The sequence below is a fragment of the Muriicola sp. genome, from assembly GCF_041567615.1.
GTDB lineage: Bacteria > Bacteroidota > Bacteroidia > Flavobacteriales > Flavobacteriaceae > Muriicola.
In genome coordinates this window covers 1-15,182 of the sequence record NZ_JBFGBM010000002.1, presented here as the reverse complement: position 1 = coordinate 15,182, position 15,182 = coordinate 1, and the positions used below count along the sequence as shown (strand labels likewise).

The following is a 15,182-nucleotide window of genomic DNA, read 5'->3' as shown; positions in this document are numbered from 1 at the left end:
ATTCATCCCATTAGAAACCGTTACCTGTTTCTGTCCGTTCCTGACTCTTTAAAAGAATCGGCACCTCGGTTTTAAAGGATTTCCTTCCTGATACTATCGCGCTTCACCTTTCCGGATTCCGATTGCGGAAAGCTTTCCAGATGATGTATTTCTTTTGGTATTTCAAATTTATCCAGATTCTTCATCCCCGAGATCTTATTGAGCAGGTCGGGATGCCTCTCTTCGCCTTCTACCACCAGGATCAACTTTTCACCCAGAGTGTCGTCCGGTTTGGACGTGAGGATAAACCTGCCGTTGACCACTGGTCTCAATTTTTCCTCTATTTGTTCCGGGATGAGCTTAACCCCTCCAGAGTTGATGACGTGGTCCCATCGGCCCAGCCAATCGAATTCGGTTTCTGAGACCAGATTTACCAGGTCATTGGTCTTCAGGGCATCCAACCCCAGTTCGGGGGCGTGTATGACCAGGCAGCCCCTCTCATCGACAGAGACCGTGATGCCCGGGAGGGTGTGAAAGTGTTCACCTCCTCCTACCTGGGGAACCTGCTTATCCACTTCAATATATCGCACGGCGATATGCGAACAGGTCTCGGTCATTCCATAGGTCTCATAAATCCGGGTATTGCAGCCTTTCAGACTTTCCCGGAGTTTTTTTGGGATGGGAGCTCCGCCGACCAGCAGGGTCCCGATCCTGGAAAGTTCTCCTAAGGATTTCTCGAGCTGCATGGGTACCATGGCACAGACGTCATACTGTTTATCCAATCCACTCAGAGGTGTGGAGGAAGGGATTACGGTATCCAGGGAAAGTCCAAGTACCATGGCCCTTACTAGCATCATTTTGGCAGCGATATGATCTGCAGACAAACACAGAAGGGCGGTGGATTTTTCCCGGATCCCAAAGTAGGACCCGGTAGCCAGGGCTGAATTCACCATCGCTTGCTTGCTCAGGGTGATCGTTTTGGGTTTGCCGGTAGAACCCGAGGTCCTGACCACCACTTCTTCCCTGGGCGAGATCCAGTCCATCAGGAAGTCGCCTATCAGTCGTTCTTCCTTATCCCCCTCCTTGATCAGGCTGTAAGCCACATCCTTGAGTTCGTGATGGGTGTAATGAAATCCCTGGAGTTTAAAATGGGGGTGTATATCGCTAAAATGTCTTTGCATGTGTATGATTTTGAAGAAATTCCTCTTTTGAAGCTACCCGCCCGGTCAGTTTTTCCTTCCAGTCTGTCCACCCGTATTTTTTGGAAAAGAAGTACAGCAAGAGAGGAAAAAGGATGAATACGGGTACCAGGATATCCCACCCCAGAACCGGGTCAGAAATGTCGCGGTACACGGAATTGGTCTGAAAAGCCGTCCAGTCTGCGGTGACCAGCAGGGCTCCAAAGAGGTTGTTCGCCGCGTGGAATCCCAGGGCCAGCTCCAGGCCCTCATCCATCAGGGTAATGATGCCCAGGAAGAGGCCGGTACCTATATAAAAGATCATGACTCCCGGCCCGAGTTTTTCGACCTCGGGATTTCCCAGGTGCATCAGGCCGAAGAGCAGGGAGGTAACCACCAGGGGCAACCAGCGATTGCGAGCCAGCAAGCCGATCCCCTGCATCATATGGGCGCGAAACATGTACTCTTCGAAGCTGGTCTGCAACGGGATCAAGAGTACCGCAATGGCAGCCAGTTTCAGAAAAGGCACCAGCTCAAAATTCCATCTGAAATCCTCAGGGGAAAAGTACACGTCTACCAGGGTCATCAATACAGTGATCCCTCCCCACAGTAGAAATGCGAAGCCCATTCTCTTCCAGTCGATTCGCTTTCTGGATGTGGTAAAAGCCCGGATCGACTGGGTCTGTACGAGCTTTACCCATCCAAGAAGGAAAAAGAGTCCTAAAGCCAACGGAAAGAGCAACAGGATGAGGACCACATTGGAGCCCAGCTGTTCGATCAACTCCGCCATCATCACGTCGACACTTACAGGAGAGTAGAGGATGGAAATATAGTTGAAGACCATAAAGATGATGAAGCCCAAAGGCAGGATCCAAAACTTCCAGTGGGCAAAACTCCCCTCGTATCCTTGTTCGATATACATGTTTTTCAAATAAGATTCATATTCCACGGCCTGTCCTTTCGATACCAGAGGTGGCCGTCCTGTACCTCCAGCGGACTTTCTATATTGTTTGAGAACAGCTGTCCCGTTCCCAGGCCCTGCGGCATGGGGTTCCCGAGAGTAAAGGTCCACTGGGCGATGGCATTGAGCCCTACGTTGCTCTCCAGGGCACTGGTGACCCACCAGCCTGTTCCCGTTTCGCCGGCCAGGGCGATCCATTCTTCACTTCCCCCGTATCCCCCCACCAGGCTCGGCTTCAAGATAATATAATGAGGATTGATTATATGTAGCAATTCTCTCTTTTTTGTTTCAGAGGTCACGCCGATCAACTCCTCATCCAGAGCAATATCAACCAAACCGGCTTCGCAGAGCTCTTTCATGAGCTCAGGCTGACCCGGCTTAACGGGTTGCTCAATGGAATGGATGTCGAGAGCTGCCAGTGACTCTAACTTCTGGAAAACATCTTCCCGTCCAAAAGCTCCATTGGCATCTACCCTTAGTTCGATCTCTTCCGCTGAATACCCAGTTCTGATGGCCTTAAGGATATCGATCTCAGTTTCAAAATCGATGGCCCCGATCTTCATTTTCAGGCAGTTGAAGCCTGCATCCACCTTTTGTTTGAGTTGTTCTTCCATATACTTCCGGTCGCCCATCCAAATGAGGCCATTGATGGCAACGGGTGCAGCGGATTCGGTAAAGGCCGATGGATACAGAATAAATGGGTCCCCGGACCCCAGAGAAATAAATGCCTGTTCAAGTCCGAATTGGATACTGGGATAGGCCGAGAGTGCTGACAGGAGGGATTCGAGCCCCATCTCTATGTTCCGGCAAACCCATTGAAGCTTTTGTTCGTAATCCGGGACATCGTCCACGCTCAGTCCTCTGAAAACAGCACACTCCCCTATCCCCGTCTTATCGCCATCCCTCAGGATGAGGAACCAGGTCTCTTTCCGGGTAAGGACCCCCCGGGAAGTACCCCCTGGCTTGATAAATTGGAGCAGGTGTCTTTTACAGGATGCTTTCATATGGGAATGCTGCAAATTTAGCTATATTTTGACTCATAAAAAGATCTTGTACATGAGGATTAAAGACCGGGTCATATGGATCACCGGAGCTTCTTCCGGTATAGGCGAAGCCCTTGCCTATAAACTGAGTACTCAGGGAAATACCCTGATCCTTTCTTCCAGAAAAGAGGAGGATCTGTTGAGGGTCAGGGAGCACTGCGAGCACCCGGGTAGAGTGATGGTCCTTCCCCTGGATCTCGGCAGGAGCGAGAAGATGGAAGCGATCACGGACACGGCCATTAAAATGGCAGGACGGATAGACATGCTGATCAATAACGCCGGGGTGAGTCAGCGCTCCCTGATCTCTGAGACCTCCCTGCACGTCTACAGGGAACTCATGGAGGTCAATTACTTGGGGACCCTAGCCCTGACCAAGGCCCTGTTGCCCCATTTTATCGAGAAGGGAGGAGGACATTTCGTTACGGTCACCAGCCTGATGGGCCGGTTCGGAAGTCCGCTAAGATCCGGATACTGTGCCGCCAAACACGCCCTGCACGGATTTTTCGATGTGCTGAGGATGGAACATGAAAAGGACGGGGTCAACGTCACGCTGATCTGTCCGGGATTTGTCCGGACCCGCGTGGCCTATAATGCCCTTACCGCAGACGGTAGTTCGCAGGGAGTGAATGACAAGGCGACGGGTGAAGGCATGAGACCGGAGGTCTTTGTCCGTAAGATGATCCGGGCCATCGAAAGGGGAAAGTTCGAGGCGTACATCGGCGGCAGGGAGGTCTCAGGCATTTACCTGAAGCGATTTTTTCCCCGTCTCCTCCACAAGGCGGTCCTCAGGAGCAGGGTGGTCTGATCAGAGGGTAAGCGTCTCCCCTATCGCGAGCAGGTGTAATTTCTTGCCTGCTTTCTCGAAGGTGTCCCTGGCAGCCTTATGGTCGATCTCTATATACCCAAAGGTATCGTAGTGATATCCCAGTACCTTATCGCATTCCACAAAATCCGAGGCCACTACGGCATCCTCTATCCCCATCGTAAAATTGTCCCCGACAGGCAGCACGGCCAGATCGAGTTTAAATTGCATCGGGATGAGTTTCATATCCATGGTCAGGGCCGTATCCCCGGCAATATAGATGTTCTTCCCGTCGGCACTCAGGACAAATCCGCCCGGTTGTCCCCCGTAGGAACCATCAGCAAAGGAGGACGTATGAACCGCCTGCACATATTTCAGAGTACCGAAGGGAAATGTCCAGCTTCCCCCGTGGTTCATGGGGTGAACTTCGCATCCTTTCTCCTGGAAATGCATGGCGATCTCGTAATTGCTGATGACCGTAGGCTTGCTGTGTTTCGCGATCTCTTCCACATCCAGGACGTGATCCTGGTGCGCATGGGTAAGGAGGATAAAGTCGGGCTTAAGGCCTTTTAGGGAAATCGTATCCTTGACCATGGGGTTACCGGTGATAAAGGGATCCACGAGGAGGGTGTGCTCTGAAAGTTTAATGGACAGGGTAGCGTGCCCCAGAAAGGTGATTTCCATAAGATTCGATTTTAGTGGCCCTAATTTATTTAAAATTGAACCAAAATCGAACCCCTTCCGTGGTTTTATCGATATTTAAAGTGGATTGCAACTGGTTGACCAGGCGGTTCATCAGCCTGATACCCATGGAAGAATTGGCCCTGTCCTCTGAATCCTCGGGAAGCCCAATCCCGTTGTCCGTGTATTCAAAATACCCCTGATCCCCGTTCTTTCGAAGGTGGATATAGATCTTGGCGTTCTCGCTGTCTTCCGGAAAGGCGTATTTGAAGGAATTCGATACCAGTTCATTCAAGATGAGGCCAAAAGGGATTGCACGATCTATGTCGAGTTCCACCCCTTCTGCATCGATGGTGATATTGATGTTGTGCCCCCCTTTCATAAACACGGATTGTACACTGTTCACCAGGCTTTCGATATACCCCTGCATTTCGATCACGGAAAGGTCGTCGTTCTGGTAGAGTTTCTGGTGGATAAGCGCCATTGCCTTTACCCGACTCTTGCCTTCTTCCAGGGCTTCTATAGCCGCCTTGCTCCGGGTGTTCTTGGTCTGCAGGCTCAGCAGACTGGACACCATCTGCAGGTTGTTCTTTACCCTGTGATGGATCTCCTTCAGGAGGGAATCCTTTTCTATGAGGGCATTTTCAATGATGTGTTTTTGTTCGGCTATCAACCGCTGGTTCTTGATACTCTTTAAATAGGCAAAGACCAGCCCCGCAAAACCGAGGAGGGTGAAAATAAGAGATATGAATATCAGGTTGCTGCGCTCGTCCATGGCGGCCATATCGCTCTTGGTCTGTTCCATAGCCAGGGTCGTCTCATTCATCTTTCTTCGAGTGGCCTCCAGGTTCTCCTCGGAGATAAGGGACGCCAGCTGCTGCCTTTTAATGGCCGATTCGCTGGCCTCCAGGGAATCCTGAATCCGCACATTTTTCTTGAGGTATTCCGACAACTTTTCGTAATCCCCCAAGCGGTCGTAATAGGCTGCGAACAACCGGTTTTTTTTGATGGTCTGACTGGTCTTGGAAAGCTCTAGGTCGAGATCGAGGTATTCCTTGGCCACCTTCAGTCGTTCCATCCTCAGATGACACTCGGCCAGGAAGAGCACATTTTCGTTTACATCATCTGAAGCCCTGCCTATATTGTTTTCCTCTATGGTGGCAATACTGGTTTCCAGGTAGGGAATAGCCTTATCGAACTGACCCATCTGGGCGTAGCACTTCCCTATATTCCCGTCAATGATCCCTTTGAGGATGTTGGCCCTGATGATTTCACTTTCAGTCTTTACCGTCATCATGTCATTGAGGTAGACGTTGATAAATCCATTGGCCTTCGAGAAATTGGTCAGGGCGGTAGAGGTAGATTTGTCTAACAGGAGATATTTCCCGATGGAATTGTGGTATTCGGCCCGTGAGAAATAATCATTTTCCTCTATGGTATTCGCTTTCTCCTGGATGTACTCCTTCATGGCCTGGCGATGCAGGCCCAGGTTGGAGTAAATGTCATAGAAGGAGATCTTATCCTTGAGTCCGAGCTCCCTTTTCTGCTTGCGGATCTCTACTTGCTTGTCGTATAGTTCAAGACGGGCGTAATTGTTGTCCAGGAGATTCAGGAGGATCTCCGTGGTTTCCATGTCGAGTTTGTGCTTCTCACTGTAGATCCTGGTAGCTTCTGAGACACTCTTGTCATAATCCCCAATGTCAAAATAAATCTGGGATTTGATCAGCCTGTATTTTTTAAGTGAGGTAGAGTCGCCTCCTATCTCTGCATTCTTGATGTAACGCTCAACTGCATCCAGCCAGTCATAGGCAGAATGCGTGCTGTACCTGTTTACCGTCTCAAAGAAGATGCTGAACCTGTCAGATACGGAACCCGACTGCTCGAATTTTACCAGGGCGTCATTGTCAATGGGATCCAGATCCTGGGAGTATCCCAAGGCGGAAAGCATAACGAGCAGGAAAATTAAAAAAATGCTGTGCTTTTTTGCCATATCACCCTCCTTGAGGAGTCATTAAAACAGGTTGTCTTTCCGGGACTTTACCGGCTGTAAATCGACCCTCAAAATTACCATTATTTAACGGCCAGTTTAAAAATATGTTGTAAACAAAGAGGTTTGTGTGGTGATCTTCCCCACGAGGCTTTAAAGGCAGCTTTGATTTCAGGTGTTTCCTGTTGAGTTTCAAGGTTTCGTTTCGAGTCAGTTTTATTCCAAAACCAGGGCATAAAAAAAGCTATGCATCGCTGCATAGCCTTTCGGTCATTCTTTAAAAAAAGGTAAGATTTGGGATGTTCGTAGAACGCTTAAAAATAGGCTTAGCTGACCCGGAGACCATCACTTTGTTGTGAAAACCCTCCAAAGTGTTGTGAAATAGCAAAAATTGTAGGTGAATAAATTTTGACTTACAATTTGCCTGTAAATCCATAAATGGACTACAAAAAAAGGGTCCGCCTTATTCAGACGGACCCTTTTACGAGAACACTATATGAAAATGAAAAAAAGGTAATTCCTGATTTTCACTCCAAATTACCTCAACTGAAGATCAATGAAAAAAGATTGTTGTCAAAACGGGTCAAATTGTGGTGTAGCGAAGATTCTAACGCTTTGAGGCCGTCAAAAAGATCAAAAAGAAGGATAAAATGTCTAGGAATTCATCGCCGAGATGATGAACTCTTTGAATTCCTTGGAGATCGGGATCAGGGTATTGTTGATCATGATATCCTTGGAATTGATAGCGTCGATGTGATCTACGTTGACGATGTAGGACTTGTGCGCCCTGTAGAACTTATTCTTGGGCAATTTTTCCAGATAATCCTTCAGAGGGGATCTCACCAGGAATTTCTTGTCAACCGTATTCACCTCCAAATACACATTGTCTGCTTTGATAAATCGGATATCCTCAAACTGGATTCGGTAATAAAGGTGTTGTTTCTTGACGAATATGGAATCCTTCAGGACGGAATTGGAGACCACCTTTTCCGTGGTGTCCTCGCCAGCACTCTCCCCTTTCTTCTCTGAATAATCGTAATTGGAAAGGGCGATCTCAATGGAGGTATAGAGGTCCTGCTGCTCAAAAGGCTTCACCAGGTATCCGTTGGGTTTAACCGTTTTGGCATTCTCCACGGTAGCCCTGTCTGAGTTGGAGGTCACAAAGATGAACGGGATGTTGTAATTCTCGCGGATGTGTTTCCCGAGGTCGATCCCCGTCTTGTCGGAAGCGAGGATGATATCGATCAAAACGAGGTCTACGTGCTTGTTCTTCAGGACTTCTTCAGCTTGCTCATAGACGATGACGTTATCGACGATCTCGTAACCAATTTCTTCCAGCATGGACTGCATATCGTCGGCGATGATCACATTATCTTCAACAATAAGGATCTTGATGGGCTCTTCCAAAATGTATGGGGTTTACAAAGGTTATGGTTCTCAAATTTACGAAAAAATATTAAACGTAAGATAAAAGAATCCTGCCAGGGCGAAGGTGCTAAGGGCTACTTTTTTCAGTTCAGGATCGAAGTTTTCAGGCTCTTTCACCCCGTGTACTTTAAGGATGTGAAGCCCCAGGGGCACATAGGCCAGGAGGCACAGGTAATGAGTCCAGTCCGTGCTGTAAATCGAGAGGTAAACCGCCATGCAGACTACGGAAAGAAGGAGAAGGGCATAATGATACCGTTTGGCATTTCGCATACCCAGCTTTACGGCAAGGGTGTTTTTTCCAGCCTTTGCATCGGAAGCGGAATCCCTCATGTTATTGAGGTTCAGGACGGCCGTACTCAGCAATCCGATTGCCACTGCGGGAAGTGCGTCCGTGGCCCTGAGGTCTTTGGTGTAGAGAAAGAGGGTTCCCAGAACGGCCAGTAAGCCAAAGAAGCCAAAGACGAAGAGATCTCCCAGACCTTTATACCCATAGGCAGAATCTCCCACGGTATACCGGATGGCTGCCCAAACCGCCAACGCTCCCAGAAAGGTGAACAAAAGGAAATACGCCGGGTAGCCGTTAAACGCCTCGTAGAGAAGCATTCCCATAAACACCAGGGTGATAAGGACGCAAAGCAGGATCCCGCTTTTCAGTTCCCGGGCGGTAAGAGACCCGCTTTGCATGGCCCGTGCGGGTCCTATCCGTTCCTCGTTGTCAGTGCCTTTGATGCCATCCCCGTAATCATTGGCCAGATTGGAGATGATCTGCAGCCCAAGGGTGCTCAATAGTGCCCATATAAAAATAGCAGTATCTGATTTACCGTAGATGGAAGCCATGCCCGAGCCGACGAGAATGCCGGACACTGATAAAGGCAGGGTCCTCAGACGAACCGCACTTACCCAGGCTTTTGCTTTCAATACTTTAATTGGCAGGTTCTATTTTAAGTCGCTTCCCGTCCTTATACGAAGCCACAAAGGCATCTTCAAAACCGATGTTTACGAGTTGCTTCCTGAATTTCTGAGCTTCTTCCAGGGTCTCGAAATTGCCCAGAGAATAAGAATAAAAAGGATTGGTCTTTACGAAGAGTGTATTGTTCAATGACTTTGAGGAAAGGGTGAGGTTATTGTCCACAAAGGACTTAACCTGAACAGAATAGATCGTTTCTTTTTCCAGGAAATTCTTGGCAAGGTAAAAATCCTTTACAAGGCTCAACTCTTCGTTCTCTTTCTTCAGGTTGTCTATGCGGGATTTAAAACTCTCGAGGCTGTCAAGGGGAACAGAAAAGCTGGTTTCGGACTTATTGAAGTTTGAGGTGCTCCACCCCGCTGTAAAGGAGGTAATCGCCAGTGTAGCGATGAGGAAAAGCACGGTAACCCCGGCGAAGATATTCCTCTGTATCTTGCTTCGTTTAAGTTCCTTGTTCTTGTATTTGATCTGGTCCAGCAGGCGCTCATTGATGATCTGGGCCTTGTCTATATCCTTGTGAAGTTCCAGCAAGTCACTCTCCTCTATGAATGGCATAAAATTCCGGGTTTAAAAAGTGGGAGATAAATATAACCAAAAAGCTAAGAATCAAAAAAATAATAGCCCTTAATTGGACAAGAAAATGCAGTGTGGATTCGCCAATTCCGGACAAATGTAAAAACCAGGCTGCACCATGCCTATTTCACCATGCGGATCCCATCCCCGGAAAGATCTATTTTCCTGGCCTTGTAAAGCGTGCCCAGGGCTTTTTTAAAGGTCTTTTTGCTCATCGGGAACACGGCCCTGATATCCTCCGGACTGGAGGCATCGCTGAGGCTGAGGTAGCCCCCTTCTTCCTGAAGTCTTCGGTAGATCAGGTCGGCTGCCGGTTCCAGAACCTTTAACCCAACGGGCTGCAGGACGATGTCGAGTTTTTTATCCGGTCGCACATTTTTGACATAGCCTTTCATGGAATCCCCTGCCGAAATTTTCCGGAAGACATCACTGTGGAAAATGAGGCCACGGTACCCGTCATTCACGATCACTTCCCACCCTAATTCCGTACGGCGGTAAACGAGCAGGGTAACCTCTTCATTGACCGACAGCTGAGGTTCGTCCTTCCTGAGGTGCCTGCTAATGCGAGTTGAGCCCACCATGCGGAATGACTTCTCATCCAGATAGCAATACACCACTGCCCAATTCCCGGCCTCGAGTCTGCTCTCCTGTTCCCGATACGGTATTAGAAGATTCTTCTCCAGTCCCCAGTCCACAAAGGCCCCGATCTCATTTACTTCGGCCACCCGGAGGTAGGCGAAACCGTTTCGTTTTACAAAAGGTTTAAGGGTGGTGGCAATGGGCCTTTCCTCATGATCCAGATAACAAAAGACCTCGATCTCCTGCCCGATCTCAAAATCCTCCGGAACATATTTAGAAGGAAGCAAGAGGTCGTCCACATCCTCATCACCCAGGAATAAGCCCACACTGGTATTTCTGAGGATAGTAAGTTTGTTGTAGTTTCCCAACTCGATCATAGCAGGACAGGTTTGTAAGGGTAGTGTAAGGAGAAAGAGAAGTCCAATTTAAAATGAGATTCAACCATATACTGCTTCCTTCCCGAATTTCCGGGTCAGAAGGTAATAGATCACAGCCCTGTACTTGGTCCGCTCGGAGGTCCCGTATGTGTTCATGACCTCCCGAATGGCAGCATCCAGATCCCCGGATTCTTGAAGACCCAGTTTCCCGATCAGGAAATTGTGCTTAACCCTGTACAGTTCCTTCTCGTCCGTACCTGATACATTGGCCGAATCCCGGTTATAAATGGATGGGCCCAAACCAATGGTCACTTTTTTCAGCAAGGCCATGTCGGGTTCCAGGCCGAATTTCTCGCGCAAGGCCGTTGCGTATTTCTCTATGAGTTCGTCTCTTTTGTTTGCCATGGGATGAGATTAGGTTTGTGATTTGCCGGATGAAGATAGAAAATCGAAATAGGAGAGCAAAATCCGGTCGTTCAGATCGGAGGGCGTTTTTACTTCCAGTAGCTGGGGCCGGTCTGTTGGGTCGAAGAACCCTTTTAGAGCCGTCCGGAGTTCTTCTTTTGTGGCAGCCGACCTGTAGTGCAGTCCGTGCAACTCACAGGCGGCTTTGGCACTGAGCTCATGGGAGGTCTCAAAAAAGGTCTTGAAATTTGCCGTATCCTCTTTTCCCGGCAGGATACGGAAGATCCCCCCTCCCCTGTTGTTGATCAGGATGATCCTGAGGTCAGGCCGGAGATACTGGTTCCAGAGCCCGTTAATATCGTAGAAGAAGCTAAGGTCGCCTGTGATCAGGACGGTCGGTTCCGGGAAATGCACGGCCGCCCCCACTGCCGTGGAGGTACTCCCATCGATCCCGCTGGTCCCCCGGTTGCAATAAACCGCCTGGTGTTTTCCCATGTCGAAAAGCTGGGCATAGCGAACCGTGGAGCTGTTGGCCAGCTGTACCATCACCCCTTTGGGCAAACTCTCAAGGATCTTGTCAAAAGCCCACATATCCGAAAAAGGGATCTGGTTCAGGTATTCTGCCCTCTTGCTGACAAAGCGATCGCGCACCTCCAGCCATCGACTCTGATAATCACTCTTTACTTTTTTCACGCCCGGCAGGAAGGAAGACGAAAAGGCATTCGGCGTACAGCGGAAATGGCGAACCTGGGCAAAATAGGTGTCATAGGCCTTTGTCTCATGCACGTGCCAGTGCTCTTTCGGTTGATGGGTTCTCAGGAAGGCTTTGATCTTTTTGGAAACTACCAGTCCACCAAAAGTGAGGAGGATCTCTGGCTGCAGGTCGGAGAATTCCTCCGCTTTGTGATCCGACTTTTCAATGGGGGCGATGATGCTGTCGATACTCGGGATCATGCGGGGGTGGTTGAGGTTTGAGGTGGTCTCCGTGAAGATCAAAACCGATGGATCACAAGCCAGTTCCTCCAGCCATTCAGAGTCTAATTGCCCCTCGGCCATTACCCCGACCAGTACCATTTTGCGCTGCGCCCTATTCCATTGATCGAGATAGGCAGACAGATCTCCAAGGGCCTCCTCGCTCCTCTTTGGTTTGCTGATTTTCCTTTGGACGAGTCCCGGAGCGGAAACCGTATTGTAAAGGGGCTCTTCAAAAGGGATATTGATATGTACGGGCAGGGACTTTGTAAAAAGCACTTCCATGGCCCGACCTATCTCCTCTCTGTTAAAAGACTCCACCTCCTTTTGCTGCTCTTCCAGGGGTACACCTTCCCGCAATAATTTTCGGCCGTAGCGTGACACGGTATCCTCCGCGTGAGTCAGGTCGAGTTTCAGGTTTGCCGAATACCCGATATGCCGGTCGAACACATCGTCCTGCCTGATCGTCTGCCCATCCCCGATATCGATCTTGTAGGGCGGTCGGTCTGCCGAGATCACCAGAAGAGGGTGATCACTGTAGAAGGCCTCAGCTACGGCCGGGTAGTAATTGAGCAACGCACTGCCCGAAGTACACAGGACGATCACGGGTTGCCTGAGCTGTTGAGCCATCCCGATGGCAAAAAAAGCGGCGGACCGCTCGTCCACGATGCTGTAGCAAGTAAAAAAAGGATCTTCCGTAAAGCCTATGATCAGGGGTGCATTCCTGGAACCCGGGGAAATTACTATCTGGGAAATGCCAAGCTCTTTGCAGTATTGTACCAAAAGTTGAGCAGACGGTATACTTGGGTATCGCATAGGGCTGCAAAAATACGATGCAGCTACCTGCTTTCCCAATCCTGAAAGGGAAATCTACAGCACTTTGAGTACAGTTTGGCTCTTGGCCCGGGTCTCGTCCCATTCTTTCCCAGCATCGGAACTGGCCGTGATGCCTCCCCCTACGAAGATCCTGGCCCTGTCACCGAGAAATTCCATACACCTGAGGTTCACAAAGAGACGGGTTTCCCCCTCCTTGTCCCCGTGAAGCTCCCCCAGGTATCCCGTGTAGTACCCTCTGGAATACCCTTCGTTTTCCTCAATAAAGTTTCGGGCCTCCTGCAGGGGGATCCCACATACGGCTGGGGTCGGATGCAGGGCCCTGATCACCTCCGCCAGCTGTTCTGCTGTGGCCTTTCCCGAAAGTGTTGTCCTGAGGTGCCACAAATTTCCGGCCCCAACGGTCTCCACGGCAGAGGACTTTGTTTTTACGCCCATTTCTGAGAGCACCTCAACGATATAGTCCGTGACCATTCCCTGCTCCTCTTTTTCCTTCAATCCCCAGGCGGGTTCCTTTCCCTCCTCCTTTTCCATCGTCCCTGCCAGGGCCACAGTAGTAAATGCACCTTTTGAGAAGCGGACCAGAGTTTCCGGAGTAGCTCCCAGCCAGCAACCCACTTCGGGGTGGAACCAGCAATAACAAAATGCAGAGGGATAAGAGGCCAGTATTGCCTCGAAGATTTCGAGGGCCGACTTACCGGTAGGCACTTCCAAGGGCCTGGAGAGCACCACCTTCCTCAAAATTCCCTTCCGGATCGTTTTCACAGCCTTGTGGACAAGGTCTTTGTAGCGGGTCGCCTCTTCTTCGGTTTCTGTCCATGCTGCCGGGGTACTTCCCCTGCTTATGGTTTTGTAAATAGTTGCTTCGGCGGTCCTGTCGGGAAGGATCGTGAAAGCAGGCCGGTCCTGCCCAAAAGGGCTGACCACAAAGCCTGGTCGTTTGAGATCTGCCAGGGTATGCAGCCGGCCATCCTCCTGTAAGATCGCTTTCACGACAGCCTCATCCGGATACCTGAAGAGGGCGAAGGGTTTCTTTTCACTCCGGTGTTTTGCTACCTGACCTAGCAGTGATGTAAGGGTATTATTTTTTGGGGAGGGCAATGGTTGTCAGTTTACAAAGTGAAACGAGCCGGTCTTCCTCGTCAGTGATCCGGATCTCCCATAGTTGGGTAGTCCTGCCTTTGTGCACGATACTCGCTTTCGCATAGACCCAGCCCTCACGAATGCTCTTAACATGGTTGGCTGCTATCTCGATGCCCCTGACAAAAAATGAGGACCCATCGAGGAAGACATAAGAGGCTGCACTGCCTACACTTTCTGCCAGGGCCACAGTCGCTCCTCCGTGAAGGACCCCGTCTGGTTGGTGCACCTTAGGGCTGACAGGCATTTTCGCAATGAGGAAGTTCTCTCCCACATCCACGTATTCAATGTCGAGGGTCTCCATCAGCGTGTTCTTACGAATCTGGTTGCACACCTCGAGTATTTTGGTTTTGTGATCGCTCATAAATTAGATTTTGACAAAATTAAGCATTATACACTGATCGGAATAACGGAGGGAAATACTACAACCGCTTACTTGTTTTACTTTCAAATGGTGTAAAATTTTTACTTTTTTCTTATCTTTAAGACAATGACCAACCTGATTACCAAAAGATTATATCTAACCAACCTGACCCGATCATTTTCCTTTTACCAAGGAGAAGCCCCACTGTTCAGCGTTATGTATTCGATGGTAATCACATGGTAAACGTGTATTTGGAAACATAGCTGAAAACTTTCAACATTTTTTTCAGGGATGGTACCCATAATTGACTGTGATTTCAGCCATAATTCCAGAAATTAGAAGCACTGCCTGAACTCTGTGACGTGAATATCGAATTAGAAAAGTACCGGTTTTACTTTGAAAGCCTGCTTGAGAATCCGCTTTTCGAAAGCGTGTCTCCAGAGGCGATCAGAGAGCTGCTGCGATTATCCAGAACGAGGAACTGCGATCGGCATACCTGTGTACTGGACACGACAGATGTTTCCTACCATTTCTTCATTATTATCAGGGGCAAGGTCAAGGTCTATGTCATCGATCATAAAAAAGACCGCAAACTCACCCTGACCTTGCTGAAGACCAATGATGTCTTCAGCGTGATGTCTCTCTTTGGAGGCCTTAAGCGCAAGGTGTATTACGAAACACTTGAAAGGTCTGAGATGCTGAGTATCCCTTTGCCGGAGATGAAAAACTGGTTGAGAAAGAACCACAATTTCAGTCTGGCCCTTATGAAATATATGGCTGTCAAGATTCAGGGATTGGAAAATTCGGTCTCCGGAATTGCCCTGGAGGATATCCCCACCAGGCTCGCGAAGTTGCTGTATCAGAATATGGACAATGAGACCGGAGTTATCAATCATATTAGCTCATTATCCC

General features: G+C 49.2%; 15 protein-coding genes. 2 read left to right on the top strand and 13 right to left on the bottom strand.

What is annotated here, in order from left to right; all coding sequences use genetic code 11:
* Nucleotides 1–71 precede the first annotated feature (71 nt).
* The 3 genes from ABYP73_RS00280 to ABYP73_RS00270 are packed head-to-tail and all read right to left on the bottom strand — an operon-like array spanning nt 72 to nt 3,122.
* Nucleotides 72–1,160, bottom strand: a complete 1,089-nt coding sequence (locus ABYP73_RS00280; RefSeq protein WP_372973116.1) for an AMP-binding protein — start codon at nt 1,158–1,160, stop codon at nt 72–74.
* Entirely contained in the window at nt 1,144–2,079 is a 936-nt protein-coding gene (locus ABYP73_RS00275; protein WP_372973115.1) for a lysostaphin resistance A-like protein, read from the bottom strand. Before ABYP73_RS00275 ends, ABYP73_RS00280 begins: the two co-directional genes overlap by 17 nt.
* A 5-nt stretch (nt 2,080–2,084) precedes the next feature.
* Nucleotides 2,085–3,122 (bottom strand): o-succinylbenzoate synthase, encoded by a 1,038-nt coding sequence (locus ABYP73_RS00270; protein WP_372973114.1) that lies wholly within the window; start codon nt 3,120–3,122, stop codon nt 2,085–2,087.
* Nucleotides 3,123–3,174: 52 nt separating this feature from the next.
* Here ABYP73_RS00270 and ABYP73_RS00265 point away from each other — a divergent pair, with 52 nt between their 5' ends.
* A complete protein-coding gene (locus ABYP73_RS00265) occupies nt 3,175–3,966 on the top strand; it encodes an SDR family oxidoreductase (protein WP_372973113.1) in 792 nt (263 codons plus the stop codon).
* Here ABYP73_RS00265 and ABYP73_RS00260 read toward each other — a convergent pair whose 3' ends face one another.
* The 10 genes from ABYP73_RS00260 to ABYP73_RS00215 form a co-directional block, all read right to left on the bottom strand.
* Nucleotides 3,967–4,647, bottom strand: a complete 681-nt coding sequence (locus ABYP73_RS00260; protein ID WP_372945967.1) for a metal-dependent hydrolase — start codon at nt 4,645–4,647, stop codon at nt 3,967–3,969.
* A 25-nt stretch (nt 4,648–4,672) separates the two neighbouring features.
* Nucleotides 4,673–6,634, bottom strand: a complete 1,962-nt coding sequence (locus ABYP73_RS00255; RefSeq protein WP_372973112.1) for a sensor histidine kinase — start codon at nt 6,632–6,634, stop codon at nt 4,673–4,675.
* Nucleotides 6,635–7,285: 651 nt separating this feature from the next.
* Nucleotides 7,286–8,038, bottom strand: a complete 753-nt coding sequence (locus ABYP73_RS00250) for a LytR/AlgR family response regulator transcription factor (RefSeq protein ID WP_372945371.1) — start codon at nt 8,036–8,038, stop codon at nt 7,286–7,288.
* A gap of 36 nt (nt 8,039–8,074) precedes the next feature.
* The gene (menA, locus tag ABYP73_RS00245; RefSeq protein ID WP_372973111.1) at nt 8,075–8,977 is read right to left on the bottom strand and encodes a 1,4-dihydroxy-2-naphthoate octaprenyltransferase; all 903 of its coding nucleotides are present in this window, start codon (nt 8,975–8,977) and stop codon (nt 8,075–8,077) included.
* A 4-nt stretch (nt 8,978–8,981) separates the two neighbouring features.
* Nucleotides 8,982–9,581 carry an SPOR domain-containing protein gene (locus tag ABYP73_RS00240; RefSeq protein ID WP_372945369.1) on the bottom strand — a complete coding sequence of 200 codons (600 nt, stop codon included), beginning with the start codon at nt 9,579–9,581 and terminating at the stop codon, nt 8,982–8,984.
* 140 nt (nt 9,582–9,721) lie between these two features.
* Nucleotides 9,722–10,555 (bottom strand): S1 RNA-binding domain-containing protein, encoded by an 834-nt coding sequence (locus ABYP73_RS00235; RefSeq protein ID WP_372973110.1) that lies wholly within the window; start codon nt 10,553–10,555, stop codon nt 9,722–9,724.
* Between the two features lie 60 nt (nt 10,556–10,615).
* Nucleotides 10,616–10,960, bottom strand: a complete 345-nt coding sequence (locus ABYP73_RS00230) for a DUF2853 family protein (RefSeq protein ID WP_372973109.1) — start codon at nt 10,958–10,960, stop codon at nt 10,616–10,618.
* A 9-nt stretch (nt 10,961–10,969) separates the two neighbouring features.
* A complete protein-coding gene (gene menD / locus ABYP73_RS00225) occupies nt 10,970–12,715 on the bottom strand; it encodes a 2-succinyl-5-enolpyruvyl-6-hydroxy-3-cyclohexene-1-carboxylic-acid synthase (RefSeq protein ID WP_372945366.1) in 1,746 nt (581 codons plus the stop codon).
* An 87-nt stretch (nt 12,716–12,802) separates the two neighbouring features.
* Complete coding sequence (locus ABYP73_RS00220) at nt 12,803–13,867, bottom strand: isochorismate synthase (RefSeq protein ID WP_372973108.1); 1,065 nt, start codon at nt 13,865–13,867, stop codon at nt 12,803–12,805.
* Entirely contained in the window at nt 13,848–14,270 is a 423-nt protein-coding gene (locus ABYP73_RS00215; protein WP_372945364.1) for a PaaI family thioesterase, read from the bottom strand. The genes ABYP73_RS00220 and ABYP73_RS00215 overlap by 20 nt, the downstream gene beginning before the upstream one ends.
* Before the next feature lie 362 nt (nt 14,271–14,632).
* On the opposite strand from ABYP73_RS00215, the gene ABYP73_RS00210 reads away from it, so the two are divergent.
* Nucleotides 14,633–15,182, top strand: a 550-nt coding sequence (locus ABYP73_RS00210) for a Crp/Fnr family transcriptional regulator (RefSeq protein ID WP_372973107.1), incomplete at its 3' end; no start/stop codon positions are given.

What these genes read in the sequence shown, in the direction of transcription:
- ABYP73_RS00280 (WP_372973116.1), bottom strand. Translation starts at nt 1,160, where the DNA reads ATGCAAAGACATTTTAGCGATATACACCCCCATTTTAAACTCCAGGGA.
- ABYP73_RS00275 (WP_372973115.1), bottom strand. Translation starts at nt 2,079, where the DNA reads ATGTATATCGAACAAGGATACGAGGGGAGTTTTGCCCACTGGAAGTTT.
- ABYP73_RS00270 (WP_372973114.1), bottom strand. Translation starts at nt 3,122, where the DNA reads ATGAAAGCATCCTGTAAAAGACACCTGCTCCAATTTATCAAGCCAGGG.
- ABYP73_RS00265 (WP_372973113.1), top strand. Translation starts at nt 3,175, where the DNA reads ATGAGGATTAAAGACCGGGTCATATGGATCACCGGAGCTTCTTCCGGT.
- ABYP73_RS00260 (WP_372945967.1), bottom strand. Translation starts at nt 4,647, where the DNA reads ATGGAAATCACCTTTCTGGGGCACGCTACCCTGTCCATTAAACTTTCA.
- ABYP73_RS00255 (WP_372973112.1), bottom strand. Translation starts at nt 6,634, where the DNA reads ATGGCAAAAAAGCACAGCATTTTTTTAATTTTCCTGCTCGTTATGCTT.
- ABYP73_RS00240 (WP_372945369.1), bottom strand. Translation starts at nt 9,581, where the DNA reads ATGCCATTCATAGAGGAGAGTGACTTGCTGGAACTTCACAAGGATATA.
- ABYP73_RS00235 (WP_372973110.1), bottom strand. Translation starts at nt 10,555, where the DNA reads ATGATCGAGTTGGGAAACTACAACAAACTTACTATCCTCAGAAATACC.
- ABYP73_RS00230 (WP_372973109.1), bottom strand. Translation starts at nt 10,960, where the DNA reads ATGGCAAACAAAAGAGACGAACTCATAGAGAAATACGCAACGGCCTTG.
- ABYP73_RS00215 (WP_372945364.1), bottom strand. Translation starts at nt 14,270, where the DNA reads ATGAGCGATCACAAAACCAAAATACTCGAGGTGTGCAACCAGATTCGT.